This is a genomic window from Arthrobacter sp. B1I2, assembly GCF_030816485.1.
Lineage (GTDB): Bacteria > Actinomycetota > Actinomycetes > Actinomycetales > Micrococcaceae > Arthrobacter.
Genome location: NZ_JAUSYC010000001.1, coordinates 3,689,954 through 3,705,262, shown reverse-complemented (window position 1 = coordinate 3,705,262; position 15,309 = coordinate 3,689,954). Strand labels below are relative to the sequence as shown.

Below are 15,309 nucleotides of genomic sequence, written 5' to 3'. Positions count from 1 at the left end.
TAACTATTGCTGTATAGTCGGAGCATGACTATTTCTGTTGCGGTTTCCGGAGCCAGCGGGTACGCCGGGGGAGAGGTCCTCCGCCTCCTTGCCGGACACCCCGGGGTGACCATCGGCGCCATCACAGCCCACAGCAACGCAGGGTCCCGCTTGGGCGAACTGCAGCCGCACCTGCACGGACTGGCCAGCCGCATCCTCGAGGACACCACCGTGGAGAACCTGTCCGGCCACGATGTTGTCTTCCTCGCGCTGCCGCACGGTGCTTCCGCTGAGATCGCCGCCCAGCTGCCCGAAGGAACAATCGTCATCGACGCCGGCGCCGACCACCGCCTTGAGGACGCCGCAGCCTGGGAGAAGTTCTACGGCTCGGCACATGCCGGCACCTGGCCCTACGGACTTCCGGAACTGCCCGGCCAGCGCGAAGCCCTCAAGGGCGCCAAGCGCATCGCCGTGCCCGGGTGCTACCCCACGTCCGCCCTCCTGGCACTGACCCCCGGGTTCGCCGCGCACCTGTTGGAGCCCGACGACGTCGTGATCGTTTCCGCGTCCGGCACCTCGGGTGCCGGCAAGGCGGCCAAGGTCAACCTGATCGGCGCCGAAGTGATGGGCTCCATGAGCCCCTACGGCGTGGGCGGCGGCCACCGGCACACACCCGAGATCGAGCAGGGCCTTTCCAGCGCGGCGGGGGAGCAGGTCACCGTTTCCTTCACGCCCACCCTCGCTCCGATGAGCCGGGGCATCCTCACCACCGCCACGGCAAAGGTCAAGGCCGGCACCACCGCCGCGCAGCTGCGTTTGGCCTGGGCCGAGGCGTATGACGATGAGCCGTTCGTGCACGTGCTGCCCGAGGGCCAGTGGCCCGGAACCAAGTCGGTCCAGGGCTCCAACCACGCGGCCATGCAGCTGGCATTCGACGCCCACACCGGCCGGGTGATCGTCACCTGCGTGATTGACAACCTCACCAAGGGCACCGCCGGCGGCGCCGTGCAATCCATGAATATCGCACTCGGCCTGCCGGAAACCGCCGGCCTCAACCTGCAGGGAGTAGCCCCGTGACCGTCACCACACCCCGGGGATTCCGGGCAGCCGGCGTCACCGCCGGACTGAAGGCCTCCGGCAACCCGGACCTCGCCCTGGTCGTCAATGACGGCCCGTCCAAGGCTGCCGCCGCCGTCTTTACCAGCAACAGGGTGGCTGCAGCCCCCGTGCACTGGTCCCGCCAGGTGGTCTCCGACGGGCGCGTGGACGCGGTCATCCTTAACTCCGGCGGAGCGAACGCGTGTACCGGGCCCACCGGCTTCCAGAACACCCACAGCACCGCCGAAAAAGTGGCTGAGGTCCTGGGCATCTCTGCCACGGATGTCTTCGTCTGCTCCACCGGCCTGATCGGTGAACAGTTGCCCATGGACAAGATCCTGCCGGGTGTGGAAGCCGCCGCTGCGGCGCTCAGCACCGAGGGCGGCCCGGCTGCCGGCACGGCCATCATGACCACCGACAGCGTGCCCAAGTCCGCGCTGTTCATCGGCACCGACACCGACGGCCAGGAATTCAGCATCGGCGGCATCGCCAAGGGAGCAGGCATGCTGGCCCCCGGCCTGGCCACCATGCTGGTGGTGCTCACCACGGACGCCATGGTGCAGCCGGAACTGCTCGACGTCGTCCTCCGCGATGCCACCCGCGTCACCTTCGACCGTGCCGACTCCGACGGCTGCATGTCCACCAATGACACCGTGGTCCTGCTGGCCTCCGGCGCCTCTGGCGCAGTACCGTCAGCCGAGGCCTTCGGCACCGGTCTCACCCAGGTCTGCGCCGAGCTCGCACGGAAGCTGATCGCCGACGCCGAAGGCGCCAGCCACGACATCGCCATCCGCACCTTCAACGCCGCCAGCGAAGCGGATGCCGAAACGGTCAGCCGCTCGGTGGCCCGCTCCAACCTGTTCAAGGCCGCCATTTTCGGCAAGGACCCCAACTGGGGCCGTGTGCTCTCCGCCGTTGGCACCACGGACGCGGCGTTCGAACCGGACAAGCTCAATGTGGCCATGAACGGCGTCCAGATCTGCCGCAATGGCAGCATCGGCGACGACCGCAGCCTGGTGGACCTGGAACCGCGGGAGGTGCTGGTGGAGATCGACCTTCAGGCAGGCGATGCCGAAGCCACGATCTGGACCAACGACCTCACCCACGACTACGTGCACGAGAACAGCGCCTACTCCAGCTAGGAGCTCCTCCAGCCAGTGCCCGCGCACGGCAGAAACCGCTGCGGAAAGTGACAACATGAACACCCAGACGCGTGAAACCACCAGCATGTCCGACGCCCAGGACAAGGCAGCAACCCTGATCGAGGCGCTGCCCTGGATCCAGCGCTTCGCCGGCACCATCATGGTGGTCAAGTACGGCGGCAACGCCATGGTCAACGACGAACTCCGGCGCGCTTTCGCCGAAGACATCGTCTTCCTCCACCACGTGGGCATTCATCCCGTGGTGGTCCATGGCGGCGGCCCCCAGATCAACTCCATGCTCGCGCGGCTCGGCATTGAGTCAGAGTTCAAGGGCGGCCTGCGCGTCACCACGCCCGAGGCCATGGACGTGGTCCGCATGGTCCTCACCGGCCAGGTGGGACGCGAACTCGTGGGCCTGATCAACTCCCACGGCCCCTACGCCGTGGGGATGTCCGGCGAAGACGGCGGCCTCCTGCGCGCCGTCCGCACCGGCACCGTGGTGGACGGGGAAGAGGTCGACCTCGGCCTGGTGGGCGAGGTGGTGGGTGTCGACCCCGCGGGCATCGTGGACATCCTCGACGCCGGCCGCATCCCCGTGATCTCCACGGTGGCCCCGGAAATTGTCGACGGCGGCGACAGCGTGGCGGGGACCGCACGGTTCCAGCCCACGGGCCAGGTCCTGAACGTCAATGCGGATACGGCAGCGGCCGCGGTGGCCTCGGCCCTGGGCGCCTCCAAGCTGGTGATCCTGACCGACGTCGAAGGCCTCTACGCCAACTGGCCGGACAAGTCCTCCCTGATTTCCTCGCTCACGGCGTCGGAACTGCGGGAGATGCTGCCCAGGCTCGAATCCGGAATGATCCCCAAGATGGCCGCCTGCCTCAAGGCCGTTGACGAGGGCGTGGAACGGGCCCACATCGTGGACGGGCGCCTGGCCCATTCCATGCTTCTTGAAACATTTACGACGGCGGGCATTGGCACCCAGGTCGTCCCCGACGAGGAGATCAACGGATGAACACCGTCGAGAAGTCCCCAGTGACTGAGTTAGTGGAAACCACCGGCCACGCCGGCTCCGAGTGGCTCTCCCGCTACTCCAGCTCGCTCATGAACGTGTTCGGCACGCCGCAGCGGGTCCTGGTCCGCGGCGCCGGCTGCCTGGTGTGGGACGCCGACGGCAAGGAGTACCTGGACCTGCTGGGCGGCATCGCCGTCAACGCCCTGGGCCACGCCCACCCGTTCGTGACGTCAGTCATCGCCAGCCAGCTGGCAACGCTCGGCCACGTGTCCAACTTCTTCACCAGCCCCACCCAGATTGCTCTGGCCGAAAAGCTCCTGGCCCTCAGCGATGCGCCGGCCGGTTCCAAGGTGTTCTTCACCAACTCAGGAACCGAGGCCAACGAGGCCGCCTTCAAGCTGGCCCGCCGCAACACAGGCGGAGGGGATACCAAGCGGACCAAAATCATCGCCCTTGAGGGCGCGTTCCATGGCCGGACCATGGGCGCCCTGGCGCTCACGGCCAAGGAAGCCTACCGTGCTCCCTTCGAGCCGCTGCCCGGCGGCGTGGAGCACATTCCGTTCGGGGACATCGAGGCGCTCAAAGACGCAGTCGATGAAACCGTTGCGGCGGTCTTCCTTGAGCCAATCCAGGGTGAGGCGGGCGTACGCCCCCTGCCGCCCGGATACCTGAGGGCTGCACGCGAACTGACGGCCCGGGTCGGAGCATTGCTGATCCTGGACGAGGTCCAGACCGGCATCGGCCGCACGGGCAAGTGGTTCGCCAGCGAGGACGCCGGAATTGTCCCCGACGCCGTCACACTCGCCAAGGGCCTGGGCGGCGGATTCCCCGTCGGTGCCCTGGTCACCTTTGGCGAGCAGGTTTCGTCGCTGTTGTCCGCCGGTCAGCATGGCACCACCTTCGGCGGCAATCCAGTGGCGACCGCCGCCGCCCTCGCCACCCTCCACACCCTTGAAAGCCAGCACGTGCTCGCTAATGTGGTGGCCGTGGGGGAGCACCTGCGCTCCGGCCTGGCCGCCATCCAGGGAGTCACCGAGGTCAGGGGTGAGGGACTCCTGATCGGCTTCGACCTCGACGCCGATGTGGCCCCCGCCGTGGTGCAGGCCGGCCTTGAAGCAGGGTTCATCGTCAACAGCCCGGGCCCCCGCACCATCCGCCTGGCGCCGCCGCTGATCCTCACCACGGCACAGGCCGACTCCTTCCTCGCCGCCTTCCCGGCAATCCTCCAGACAGCTAAGGACGCCCAGTGACTACCGCAACCCGGCACTTCCTCAAGGACACCGACCTCAGCCCCGCCGAACAGGCGGAAGTCCTCGAACTTGCCGCCCGCATGAAGGCTGCCCCTTACAGTGTCCAGCCGTTCGCCGCGGAAGGCAGCGGACGCAAGACGGTGGCCGTGATCTTCGACAAGACCTCCACCCGGACCCGCGTCTCGTTCGCCGCCGGCATCGCGGACATGGGCGGCAACGCCCTGATCATCAACCCCGGCGAGGCGCAGATCGGACACAAGGAATCCGTGGAGGACACCGCCAAGGTGCTGGAACGGATGGTCTCCACCATCGTGTGGCGCACCGGCCCGCACGCCGGCCTGGTGGCCATGGCCGAGAACTCCAGGGTTCCGGTCATCAACGCCCTCTGCGATGACTACCACCCGTGCCAGCTCCTGGCCGACCTGCTCGCCGTCAAGGAACACAAGGGCAATCTCAAGGGCCTCACCATGAGCTACCTTGGGGATGCCGCCAACAACATGGCCAACTCCTACCTGCTGGCCGGAGTCACCGCCGGCATGCACGTCCGGATCGCCGGACCGGAGGGCTACCTGCCGGCCGCGGACATCGTGGCAGCCGCGAAGGGACGAGCTGCTGAAACCGGCGGTTCCGTGCTCATCACCACAGATGCGAAGGAAGCGCTGCAGGGGGCCGACGTCGTGGCCACCGATACCTGGGTTTCAATGGGCCAGGAAGCCGAAAAGGAAGCCCGGATGAAGCTCTTCCGGGACTACTCCGTCGACTCGGACGCCATGGCACTCGCCGCGGATGACGCCGTCGTGCTTCACTGCCTGCCTGCCTACCGCGGCTACGAGATCTCCGCCGATGTCATCGACGGCCCGCAGTCGATCGTCTGGGACGAGGCGGAAAACCGGCTGCACGCCCAGAAGGCGCTGATGGCCTGGCTGATGCACCGCTCGGGCCTGGCCTTCGTCGAGGGTCTTTCGCCCGTTGAAGGCACTGGGGAGAGCACGTTCTAGTGTCCGCCCAGCCGTCCACCCCGGGCACCAGCCCGGCCACCAAGACCGCCCGGCAGGCGCGCATCACGGCAATCCTTACCGGGCAGTCCGTGCGTTCCCAGGCTGAGCTGGCGGCGCTGCTGGCGGACGACGGCGTACAGGTCACCCAGGCCACGCTGTCCCGCGACCTCGTGGAACTGGGCGCCGTCCGCGTCCGCGGCAAGGAAGGCGTCCTGGTCTACGCAGTCCCCGGCGAAGGCGGTGAACGGGCCGCGAAGAGCGGTGTGACGCAGGAGATCCTCGACGCGCGGCTGGCCCGGCTGTGCAGCGAACTGCTGGTCACCGCCGAAGCCTCCGCCAACATCGCCGTCCTGCGCACTCCGCCCGGCGCGGCGAACTTTTTGGCCCTGGCCATCGACCACTCGGTGATGCCGTCCATCCTGGGCACCATCGCCGGCGACGACACCGTCCTGCTGGTCTCCCGCGACCCGCTGGGCGGCCCGGACCTCGCAGCCCGCTTCCTGCAAATGGCCGAGGAAGCCGGGCAATAAGCTTGAAGACAACGAACCAACCAACCCAACAAGGAGCATCTAAAGTGACTGAACGCATTGTGCTGGCCTACTCCGGCGGCCTGGACACCTCCGTCGCCATCGGCTGGATCGGTGAAGCCACCGGTGCCGAGGTCATCGCCGTGGCGGTGGACGTCGGACAGGGCGGGGAGTCCCTCGAGACCATCCGCCAGCGCGCCCTGGGCTGCGGCGCCGTTGAGGCTTATGTAGCCGACGCCTCGGACGAGTTCGCCAACGAGTACTGCATGCCCACCCTGAAGGCCAACGGCCTCTACCAGGGCCACTACCCGCTGGTGTCCGCCATCTCCCGTCCCGTCATCGTCAAGCACCTGGTCAAGGCCGCCCGCGAATTCGGCGCCACCACCGTTGCGCACGGCTGCACCGGCAAGGGCAACGACCAGGTCCGCTTCGAGGTCGGCATCCAGACCCTCGGCCCGGACCTGAAGTGCATCGCACCGGTCCGCGACCTCGCCCTGACCCGCGACAAGGCCATCGCCTTCGCCGAGGAAAAGGGCCTGCCCATCGAGACCACCAAGAAGAACCCGTACTCCATCGACCAGAACGTTTGGGGCCGCGCCGTGGAAACCGGCTACCTCGAGGACATCTGGAACGGCCCCACCAAGGACATCTACGACTACACCGCCACCCCGGAGTTCCCGCCGGCACCGGATGAGGTCATCATCTCCTTCGAAGCCGGCATTCCGGTAGCGATCGACGGCGTCAAGGTCACCCCGTTGCAGGCCATCAAGGAACTCAACCGCCGCGCCGGCGCCCAGGGCGTGGGCCGCATTGACGTCGTCGAGGACCGCCTGGTGGGCATCAAATCCCGCGAAATCTACGAAGCCCCGGGTGCCATGGCGCTCATCACCGCCCACAAGCACCTCGAGGACATCACCGTTGAGCGCGAGCAGGCCCGCTTCAAGGCCACCGTTGGCCAGCGCTGGTCCGAGCTGGTCTACGACGGCCAGTGGTTCTCTCCGCTCAAGCGTTCCCTGGAAGCGTTCATCGAAGACACCCAGAAGTACGTCTCCGGCGACATCCGCATGACCCTGCACGGCGGCCAGGCCGTCGTCAACGGCCGCCGCTCCGACACCTCGCTCTACGACTTCAACCTCGCCACCTACGACACCGGCGACACCTTCGACCAGTCCCAGGCCAAGGGCTTCATCGAGCTGTGGGGCATGTCCGCCAAGGTTGCCTCCGGCCGCGACATCCGGGTTGCGGGAAAGTAGCCCGCGTGGGTGAGCAGAATTCCAAACAGGGCCCACGAGCGCAGGGGTCCCCATCCGAGCGCAGCGAGGTTGGGGTGCGCTCGGGGACTAACACGGGCACGCTGTGGGGCGGCCGGTTCGCCGGCGGTCCCGCCGACGCCCTCGCGGCGCTCAGCAAGTCCACGCACTTCGACTGGCGGCTGGCACGTTACGACATCGCCGGCTCAAAGGCGCACGCCCGCGTGCTGCACAAGGCGGGTTTACTCGATGACGCCGAGCTGGAAGGCATGCTTGCTGCCCTGACGCAGCTTGATGAGGACGTGGCTTCCGGCGCCTACCTGCCCGCAGAGTCCGACGAGGACGTGCATGGTTCGCTGGAGCGGGGCCTGATTGAGCGGGCCGGAACCCAGCTGGGCGGCAAGCTCCGCGCGGGCCGGTCCCGCAATGACCAGGTGGCCACGCTGGGCCGGATGTTCCTGCGCGACCACGCAAAGATCATCGCGCGCGGCGTCCTTGCCACGGTGGATGCCCTGGTGGAGCAGGCCAAGGCGCACCACGGTGTGGCCATGCCGGGGCGGACGCACCTGCAGCACGCCCAGCCGGTCCTGCTAAGCCACCACCTGCTGGCCCATGCCTGGGCCCTGCTGCGTGACGTGCAGCGGCTCCAGGACTGGGACAAGCGCGCCGGCGTCTCGCCCTATGGCTCCGGCGCGCTGGCCGGGTCCTCGCTGGGACTGGACCCTGAGGCTGTGGCAGCGGACCTCGGCTTCTACTCCGCCGTGCACAACTCGATCGACGGCACCGCGTCCCGCGATGTCTTCGCCGAATTCGCCTGGGTCTGCTCCATGATCGGCGTGGACCTGTCCCGCATCTCCGAGGAAGTCATCTTCTGGGCCACCAAGGAGTTCTCCTTCGTCAAGCTGCATGATTCGTACTCCACGGGGTCCTCGATCATGCCGCAGAAGAAGAACCCGGACGTGGCGGAGCTGGCCCGCGGCAAGGCAGGGCGCCTGATCGGCAACCTCACCGGGTTGCTGGCCACGCTCAAGGGCCTGCCGCTGGCGTACAACCGCGACCTGCAGGAGGACAAGGAGCCGGTGTTCGACGCCGCGGACACCCTGGAGCTGCTGCTTCCGGCCGTCTCCGGCATGATCGCCACCCTGACGTTCAACACCGAGCGGATGGAGTCCCTGGCCCCGCAGGGTTTCGCGCTTGCCACGGACATTGCCGAATGGCTGGTCCGCCAGGGCGTCCCGTTCCGCGAGGCGCACGAACTCTCCGGAGCGGCGGTCAAGCAGGCCGAGTCGCGCGGCGTGGAGCTATGGGACCTCACGGACGAAGAATACGCGGCCATCTCGGAGCACCTGACTCCCGAGGTCCGCACCGTTCTCTCCACCGAGGGCTCCCTCAACAGCCGCAACTCCCAGGGCGGAACGGCACCGGCCGCCGTCGAACGCCAGCTTGCCGCGCTGGAAGCCGAGCTCTCCGGCGTCCGGGAGTACGCAGGGTAGTTGCCTGGGCTGCAAGGGGCCCCGTGGTACGCCGCGGGGCCCCTTTGCCGCATGTGGCTAGGCTGGGTCCATGAGCGAAACCTTCCGCAAGTTCCTTCGCACCCTGCCCGACTTCCCCTCCGACCTGCCCGGTTTCGACCCGGACAACGCCCCGCAGGAACCGGCACTGCTGTTTAAGCAGTGGCTGGACGAGGCGCTGGACGCAGGGCAGCAGCAGCCGCACGCGTTCAGCCTGGCCACAGTAGGTGCCGGGTCCGGGGGCGCGCCGCAGCCGTCCTCGCGGATGCTGATCCTGAAGAACATTGACGACGACGGCTGGCACTTCGCCACGTCGCGCACCTCCCGCAAGGGCCGCGAACTGGCGGCCGAGCCGCGTGCCGCCATGAACTTCTACTGGGCTGGCCTGGGCCGCCAGGTCCGGGTGGTTGGCACCGTGACTGAGCTCTCCGCCGAGGCCTCCGCCGTCGACTGGCACGAGCGGCCCCGGGCCGACGGCAGCGACAACCCGCACTGGCAGCTTTACGCTCTTCAGCCCGCCGAGATCGAGTTCTGGCAGGCCGGCAACGACGGCAACCACGTCCGCCACCGTGTCGGGCCGGACGGAACTCCGCTGGCTTGAGTGCTCCGCTAGGCTGGCCGCATGACCTCTCCTTCTCCTGCCGTGCTCCTGGCTGAACTGCACAAGGCCGGCGCCGCGCTGACTGCCGGGCTGGACCGCATCCCCGCCGGCGGCGAAACCGCTCCGTCCACCCTTCCCGGCTGGAGCCGCGGCCACCTCCTGGCCCATCTCGCCGGGATCTGCGATGCCCTGGCCCGGCAAGTGGAATACGGCCGACGCGGCGAAAAGGTGGAGCTTTACGACGGCGGCGTGGACGGCCGAAACCGCGCCATCGATCTCGCCGCCGGGCACAGCCTTGAGCGGCACCGGGAGGACGTCGATGCTGCGCTGCGCCGGGCGCTGGCTGCGTTTGATGCGCTGGGCGGGGACGAGTGGCAGACCCCCATCGCGTTCCGCGACGGGGTCATCTTCGATGCCGGGCTGGCGCTCTGGCGGGAGCTCGTCATTCACACCTCGGACCTGGATACCGGGACGGGACCCGAGACCTGGAACAGGGACTTCTGCTCCCACCTCTTCGACTTCCTGGCCGCCCGCATCCCGGCCGGAACCCGGCTTGTCCTGCAGCCGGTGGCACTTCCGCCGCTGGCCCTCGGTGCCGGCGGCAGCACCGTCGTCGTCAGCGGCATGGTCACGGACATCGCCGCGTGGCTCGCGGGGCGTAAGCCATCGCTGGACAGCCTGCGGGCCACCGCCGCCGGGGACAGTACCGACCTTCCCGGCCTGCTGCCCTGGCCTTCGGCGATGCCGGAACCCAAGAGTTGATTGCTCTATCACTTTTGGCACCTAAACCATGGGTTTAGCAACCAAAAGTGATAGCGCAAGAGGGCAGGGCAACCGTCGGGTCAGGCGGCCTCGCGGGCCAGCAGGCTCTCCTTGATGCGCAGGCCCCAGCGGAAGCCGCCCAGCGAGCCGTCGGTGCGGATCACGCGGTGGCAGGGAACGAACAGGGCTGCCGCATTGAAGGCGCAGGCGCTTGCCGCCGCCCGGACTGCGCGCGGGTTGCCGGCGAGCGCCGCGTACTCGCTGTAGGTGACCGGTGCGCCCGGTTTGACCTGGCGCAGTACATCCCAGGCGTGGGCACGGAACGGGCCGGACTGCTGGCGGACCGGGACTGCCATGGCCGGGCCGAGGTCGCCGCTGTAGAAGGCTTCGACGGCGGACGAGATGCCGCCAAGGTTTGTCACCTCTTCCACGGCGTCAGGGCGCAGCGCCGGATGGACCTGTCCGGCCAGTTCCGGAAGGCCGGCCGTCCAGCCCGAGGCAAGGACCACGCCGTCCCGGGCTAGGACCGTGAACGGTCCGTCCGGGGTGGACAGTTGCAGCAGCTGCGCTTTCATGGCATCCCTTTCGCGGGAACGGTTGGTGTCAGTGCGGGCCGGGCCGCGGCGCGCCACAGGTGCATGGTGGCGTAGGAGCGCCACGGACTGGTCTCCCGGAAGTCAGGACTAAGGGCGTTATCCCCATTATCAAGTGCGCGGATGCCGTTCCGCACGGCGGCGTCGTTCGCAAGGAAGACGTCCGGGGCGCCCAGGACCCGCATGGCCACGTACCCCACGGTCCACGGTCCCACTCCCGGCAAGGGCAGCAGTTTCGCGCGCAGGCCGGCCAGGTCGTCGCCATAACCGAAGTCCAGTTCCCCGCCGGCCATGGCTGAGGCTGCATGGAGGAGCGACCCGATCCTCCTTTTGGGGCCGCGCAGCAGATGTGCGGCCGCCGCGATTTCCGTGGGGGTGGGGAACAACCTGTCCAGGCCCCCGCCGGATGTACTGCTGGGACTGCCGGCCGTGGACAACTGGGTCAGTGCGGTGCGGGCTGCCGCCACCGTGATCTGCTGGCCAACCATGGCCCGGACCAGCAGTTCCTGCGGGTCCAGCGCCCCCGGCAGGCGCATCCCGGGAGTGTTGGCAACGGAGGCAGCAAGCCGGGGGTCGGCGGCGAGGGCGCCGTCAATTGACTCCGGGTCCGCGTCCAGGTCGAACAGCCGCCGCACGCGGCTGAGCAGCGCCGGAAGGTCGCGAAGGTCCACCGCACCCACGGTGAGCGTGAGCTGCCGTTCCCGCGCGCCGTCGTCGTACTCCACCCGGAACCGCGCGTCGCCGTGGGGGAGACGCAGCGTCCGGGCGTAGGAAGTGGGCGTGCCCTCCTCGATCCCGGGGATGGCGCGGACCGCCAGGAAGGAGAAGATGCCCGGATCGAACGGCGGGCGGTAGGGCAGGCCCAGCGTCAGGGCCGTGGTGCCGCCGCCCGGTGCCGGGTGCCGGACCGTCCTGCGAAGCGCAGTGGGCGTCATGTCGAACACCTCCGCGATGGTTTCGTTGAACTGCCGGACGCTGCTGAAGCCGGCGGCGAAGGCGATGTCGGCCAGCTTCATGGAGGTGGACACCAGCAGGGTGCGTGCGGTCTGGGCCCTTGCGGCGCGGGCCAGCGACAGGGGACCGGCGCCAAGCTCCTGGCCCAGGATCCGGTTGAGCTGGCGCGGCGAATAGCCCAGGCGCGAGGCAAGGCCTGCCACCCCGTCGCGGTTAATCACGCCGTCGTTGATCAGCCGCATCGCTCGGCCCGCCACGTCCTGGCGCATGTTCCAGGCCGGGGTGCCCGGCACCGCCTCCGGCAGGCAGCGTTTGCAGGCGCGGTAGCCGGCCTCATGTGCTGCGGCGGAGGTCTCGTAAAACGTCACGTTCGATGCCTTGGGAGTCCGGGCGGGGCAGGAGGGGCGGCAGTAGATCCCGGTGCTGCGGACCGCGGTGTAGAACTGGCCGTCGAACCGGGGATCACGGGTATCGATTGCCCGGTAGCGCTGCCAGAAGTCCATTCCTCCATCCTGCCAGCCGCCGCCTGCTGGTTCTAGCGGAAATCGGACATGGCCGTGGCGGGCTGAAATCCGGCGCCGGACCGCGTTCTGAACGCATCAAGCCAGCCGCCTCCGGGTAAGGTCAAGCAATGAACGAAAGCACTTCGGGCGCCGGGCAGCTTCGGAGTTTCCTGTCCGGGGATGCCCGCGAGCTCGCACCGCAACTGCTGGGCGCCGTGCTGACCCATGAGTCCCGCGACGGGAGCGTGTCCATCCGGCTCACCGAGGTGGAGGCCTACCTTGGGCCGGAGGATTCACTTCATCCGGACCCCGGCTCGCATACCTACCGCGGCCCGACGCCACGCAACGCACCGATGTTCGGGCCCGCCGGGCACCTCTATGTCTACTTCACCTACGGCATGCATCACTGCACCAACATCGTCTGCGGTCCGGCGGGCACCGCGTCCGCCCTGCTGCTCCGGGCCGGGGAGATCGTGGACGGGCTTGAGCTGGCACAGCGGCGCCGTCCCACGTCGAAAACTCCCGCCGATCTGGCCAGCGGCCCGGCCCGCCTCGCCAAAGCACTGGGATTGACGACGGCGGACAGCGGCCGGGATGCACTGGCTCCGCCTTTCGGGCTGGAGCTTCCCTCCGGCAGCAGCGGCCCGGTCAGTTCCGGTCCGCGGGTGGGCGTGGCCGGCGCCGGGGGCTTGGAGGAATACGCCTGGCGGTTCTGGCTCACCGGCGACCCCACAGTCTCCAGGTACAAGGCCGCGAAGCCCCGGATCCGGAAGCAGCCTGCAGGTGCGCCGCCGGCTGCAAGGTTTCACAAGCGTTAACGGAAATGGTTGTAGAATGGACGGTCTGTCTTTTGCGATAGGGGAACGTTGATGCTCGACGCCGAATTGGCCCACGAACGGGACTATGTAGCCGGCCTGTATGCCCGGCTGGAGGAGCTCCGGGAGGAAAAGCGCCGCCAGCTGGCGCAGGTCCGTCGTGCCGGAGCTGTGGGCACCATGCAGAACGTTTCGGAACGTGATGCGTTCGCCGCACTGTATGAGGACCGCCTGGCGCAGCTGGATGCGGTGGATGACCGGCTGGTCTTTGGCCGCCTGGACCTGGATTCCGGGGAAGCGCAATACATTGGCCGCATCGGCCTCACCACCGAGGACCTGCAGCGGTTGATGGTGGACTGGCGCGCCCCCGAGGCCGGCCACTTCTACCAGGCCACCGCCTTTGACCGGCAGGGCGTACGGCGCCGCAGGCACCTGATCCTGCAGGGCCGCGACGTCAAAGCCATCGAGGATGACGTTCTGGACGCCGGCATGCTCACGGACGCAGAATCGCTCCAGGGCGAAGGGGCCCTGCTTGCTGCCCTGAACTCCAAGCGAACCGGCCGCATGTCGGACATCGTCAGCACCATCCAGTCGGAGCAGGACCGCATCATCCGGTCCTCAATCTCCGGCGCCGTGGTAGTCCAGGGCGGCCCGGGCACGGGCAAGACCGCCGTGGCCCTGCACCGGGCCGCCTACCTGCTCTACACGCACCGCGACCGGCTCAAGACCGCCGGTGTGCTGCTGGTGGGACCGTCGTCGTCGTTCATGAACTACATCGAGCGGGTGCTGCCCTCGCTCGGCGAGACCGGCGTCGTCATGGCCAGCGTTGGCCGCCTGATGCCCGGCATCAACGCCGTCCCCGAAACCAATGCGGACGTGGCCGCCATCAAGGGGCGCCTGGACATGGCTGCCATTGTGGCCAACGCCGTGTCCAACCGCATGCGCGTCCCCGCACAGAACCGGATCCTTGAGGTGGACGGCCGCAAACTTACCCTGACACCGCGTCAGGTCCGGCGTGCCCGGGAACGTGCCCGTGCCACCGGAAAGCCGTACAACGAGGCACGCGTGACGTTCGTGAAGATCTTGCTGCGCGAGCTGACCGAACAAATGACCGAACTCGTTGAGGCCGGCAACATCGGAAACAACGCGGACCGCTCGTACCTGGCCGAGGACGTCCGGGCGGCCCGCGACGTGCGGATCGCGCTCAACCTGTGCTGGATGCCCATGACGCCGGAGAAACTGATCTCCGATCTGTTCAGCAAGCCGGAGGTGCTGGAATTCTGCACCCCCAACCTGACGCCGGCCCAACGGGCGCTGCTGCAGCGTCCCGCCGATGCCCCGTGGACCGAATCCGACGTACCGCTGCTGGACGAGGCCGCCGAACTGCTCGGTGAGCTGGATCCGGCGGCCGGGCGCGGGCTGGCGCAGCAGGAGCATGACCGTGCCCGCGACCTCGCCAACGCCAAGCAGACCCTCGTCAATATGCAGGTTGCCGGTGTGGACCCGTTGATGTCGGCGGAGGAACTCGCCGAGCAGAACCGGGAACAGGAAACCCGGCAGACGGCTGCCGAACGCGCAACGACCGACCGCACCTGGGCCTTCGGGCACATCGTGGTGGACGAAGCGCAGGAACTCTCACCCATGCAATGGCGGTTGCTGGTCCGGCGCTGCCCGCTGAAGTCCTTCACCATTGTGGGCGACATCGCGCAGACCAGTTCCGTGGCAGGTGCCAACTCCTGGCAAGGGGCGCTGGCCCCGATGTTCGGTGACCGCTGGCAGCTGGAGGAGCTGACCGTCAACTACCGCACGCCGTCGCAGATCGCCGAAGCCGCTGTCAGGATGGCCAACGCCGCCGGCCTTGTGGTTTCCGCGCCCAAGGCCGTGCGCGAAGGGCGCTGGGCGCCCATCATCGACGAAGTGGCGCCAGACGGGGTGGTCAGCCGGCTTGTCGAGGTCATCCCAGAGGAACTTAAGGCGCTCGACGGCGGCCTGCTCGCCGTGATTGCCGACGGTGACCTCCTGCCCGAGGCCACGTCCGCCCTGCGTGCCGCGTACGGGCGCCGGATCGGAACGGGTGCCGGCAGCTACGAACAGGACATCGTGGTGATCAGCCCGCGCGAGGCAAAGGGCCTGGAATTCGACGGCGTCGTGGTCCTGGAACCGTCCGTCATGCTCAACCACGAGCACGGCAAGGTGGGGGACCTGTACGTGGCCATGACCCGCGCCACGCAGCGGCTGCGGCTGATTGCGGCGCAACCCGTGCCGGCCGGCATTGCCGGCTGACCGGGCGTTGGGCGTTACTGCTAACTTA

The 15,309-nt window shown here is 68.2% G+C and carries 14 protein-coding genes; 12 read left to right on the top strand and 2 right to left on the bottom strand.

Annotated features, from left to right (window positions below):
* The first annotated feature begins 24 nt into the window (after positions 1–24).
* From argC to QFZ57_RS17195, 10 genes are all read left to right on the top strand, one after another.
* Positions 25–1,056 carry an N-acetyl-gamma-glutamyl-phosphate reductase gene (gene argC, locus QFZ57_RS17240; RefSeq protein WP_306901069.1) on the top strand — a complete coding sequence of 344 codons (1,032 nt, stop codon included), beginning with the start codon at positions 25–27 and terminating at the stop codon, positions 1,054–1,056.
* Complete coding sequence (gene argJ / locus QFZ57_RS17235) at positions 1,053–2,219, top strand: bifunctional glutamate N-acetyltransferase/amino-acid acetyltransferase ArgJ (protein ID WP_306901068.1); 1,167 nt, start codon at positions 1,053–1,055, stop codon at positions 2,217–2,219. Before argC ends, argJ begins: the two co-directional genes overlap by 4 nt.
* Positions 2,220–2,274: 55 nt before the next feature.
* A complete protein-coding gene (argB, locus tag QFZ57_RS17230; protein ID WP_306901067.1) occupies positions 2,275–3,234 on the top strand; it encodes an acetylglutamate kinase in 960 nt (319 codons plus the stop codon).
* Positions 3,231–4,484: an acetylornithine transaminase gene (locus tag QFZ57_RS17225; protein WP_306901066.1), complete on the top strand. Its 1,254-nt coding sequence runs from the start codon at positions 3,231–3,233 to the stop codon at positions 4,482–4,484. The genes argB and QFZ57_RS17225 overlap by 4 nt, the downstream gene beginning before the upstream one ends.
* Positions 4,481–5,482, top strand: a complete 1,002-nt coding sequence (argF, locus tag QFZ57_RS17220; RefSeq protein ID WP_306901065.1) for an ornithine carbamoyltransferase — start codon at positions 4,481–4,483, stop codon at positions 5,480–5,482. Before QFZ57_RS17225 ends, argF begins: the two co-directional genes overlap by 4 nt.
* A complete protein-coding gene (locus QFZ57_RS17215; RefSeq protein ID WP_056338242.1) occupies positions 5,482–6,012 on the top strand; it encodes an arginine repressor in 531 nt (176 codons plus the stop codon). Before argF ends, QFZ57_RS17215 begins: the two co-directional genes overlap by 1 nt.
* Before the next feature lie 44 nt (positions 6,013–6,056).
* Positions 6,057–7,262, top strand: a complete 1,206-nt coding sequence (locus tag QFZ57_RS17210) for an argininosuccinate synthase (RefSeq protein WP_306631719.1) — start codon at positions 6,057–6,059, stop codon at positions 7,260–7,262.
* Positions 7,263–7,267: 5 nt separating this feature from the next.
* The gene (gene argH, locus QFZ57_RS17205; RefSeq protein ID WP_373461266.1) at positions 7,268–8,752 is read left to right on the top strand and encodes an argininosuccinate lyase; all 1,485 of its coding nucleotides are present in this window, start codon (positions 7,268–7,270) and stop codon (positions 8,750–8,752) included.
* 70 nt (positions 8,753–8,822) lie between these two features.
* On the top strand, positions 8,823–9,371 hold the full coding sequence (locus tag QFZ57_RS17200; protein WP_306631718.1) for a pyridoxine/pyridoxamine 5'-phosphate oxidase: 549 nt from the start codon (positions 8,823–8,825) through the stop codon (positions 9,369–9,371).
* 21 nt (positions 9,372–9,392) lie between these two features.
* Positions 9,393–10,133 carry a maleylpyruvate isomerase family mycothiol-dependent enzyme gene (locus tag QFZ57_RS17195; RefSeq protein ID WP_306631717.1) on the top strand — a complete coding sequence of 247 codons (741 nt, stop codon included), beginning with the start codon at positions 9,393–9,395 and terminating at the stop codon, positions 10,131–10,133.
* 80 nt (positions 10,134–10,213) lie between these two features.
* Here QFZ57_RS17195 and QFZ57_RS17190 read toward each other — a convergent pair whose 3' ends face one another.
* Positions 10,214–10,708 carry a methylated-DNA--[protein]-cysteine S-methyltransferase gene (locus QFZ57_RS17190; RefSeq protein WP_306901064.1) on the bottom strand — a complete coding sequence of 165 codons (495 nt, stop codon included), beginning with the start codon at positions 10,706–10,708 and terminating at the stop codon, positions 10,214–10,216.
* Positions 10,705–12,183: an AlkA N-terminal domain-containing protein gene (locus QFZ57_RS17185; RefSeq protein WP_306901063.1), complete on the bottom strand. Its 1,479-nt coding sequence runs from the start codon at positions 12,181–12,183 to the stop codon at positions 10,705–10,707. The genes QFZ57_RS17190 and QFZ57_RS17185 overlap by 4 nt, the downstream gene beginning before the upstream one ends.
* 128 nt (positions 12,184–12,311) lie before the next feature.
* Between QFZ57_RS17185 and QFZ57_RS17180 the strand changes: the two genes are divergently transcribed.
* Together QFZ57_RS17180 and QFZ57_RS17175 are read left to right on the top strand one after the other, a co-directional pair.
* On the top strand, positions 12,312–13,001 hold the full coding sequence (locus QFZ57_RS17180) for a DNA-3-methyladenine glycosylase (RefSeq protein WP_306901062.1): 690 nt from the start codon (positions 12,312–12,314) through the stop codon (positions 12,999–13,001).
* Positions 13,002–13,052: 51 nt separating this feature from the next.
* Positions 13,053–15,281: a HelD family protein gene (locus tag QFZ57_RS17175; protein ID WP_306901061.1), complete on the top strand. Its 2,229-nt coding sequence runs from the start codon at positions 13,053–13,055 to the stop codon at positions 15,279–15,281.
* Positions 15,282–15,309: the final 28 nt, after the last annotated feature.

Coding starts and splice junctions, on each gene's coding strand:
- argC (WP_306901069.1), top strand. CDS start 25: ATGACTATTTCTGTTGCGGTTTCCGGAGCCAGCGGGTACGCCGGGGGA.
- argB (WP_306901067.1), top strand. CDS start 2,275: ATGAACACCCAGACGCGTGAAACCACCAGCATGTCCGACGCCCAGGAC.
- QFZ57_RS17225 (WP_306901066.1), top strand. CDS start 3,231: ATGAACACCGTCGAGAAGTCCCCAGTGACTGAGTTAGTGGAAACCACC.
- QFZ57_RS17200 (WP_306631718.1), top strand. CDS start 8,823: ATGAGCGAAACCTTCCGCAAGTTCCTTCGCACCCTGCCCGACTTCCCC.
- QFZ57_RS17195 (WP_306631717.1), top strand. CDS start 9,393: ATGACCTCTCCTTCTCCTGCCGTGCTCCTGGCTGAACTGCACAAGGCC.
- QFZ57_RS17190 (WP_306901064.1), bottom strand. CDS start 10,708: ATGAAAGCGCAGCTGCTGCAACTGTCCACCCCGGACGGACCGTTCACG.
- QFZ57_RS17185 (WP_306901063.1), bottom strand. CDS start 12,183: ATGGACTTCTGGCAGCGCTACCGGGCAATCGATACCCGTGATCCCCGG.
- QFZ57_RS17180 (WP_306901062.1), top strand. CDS start 12,312: ATGAACGAAAGCACTTCGGGCGCCGGGCAGCTTCGGAGTTTCCTGTCC.
- QFZ57_RS17175 (WP_306901061.1), top strand. CDS start 13,053: ATGCTCGACGCCGAATTGGCCCACGAACGGGACTATGTAGCCGGCCTG.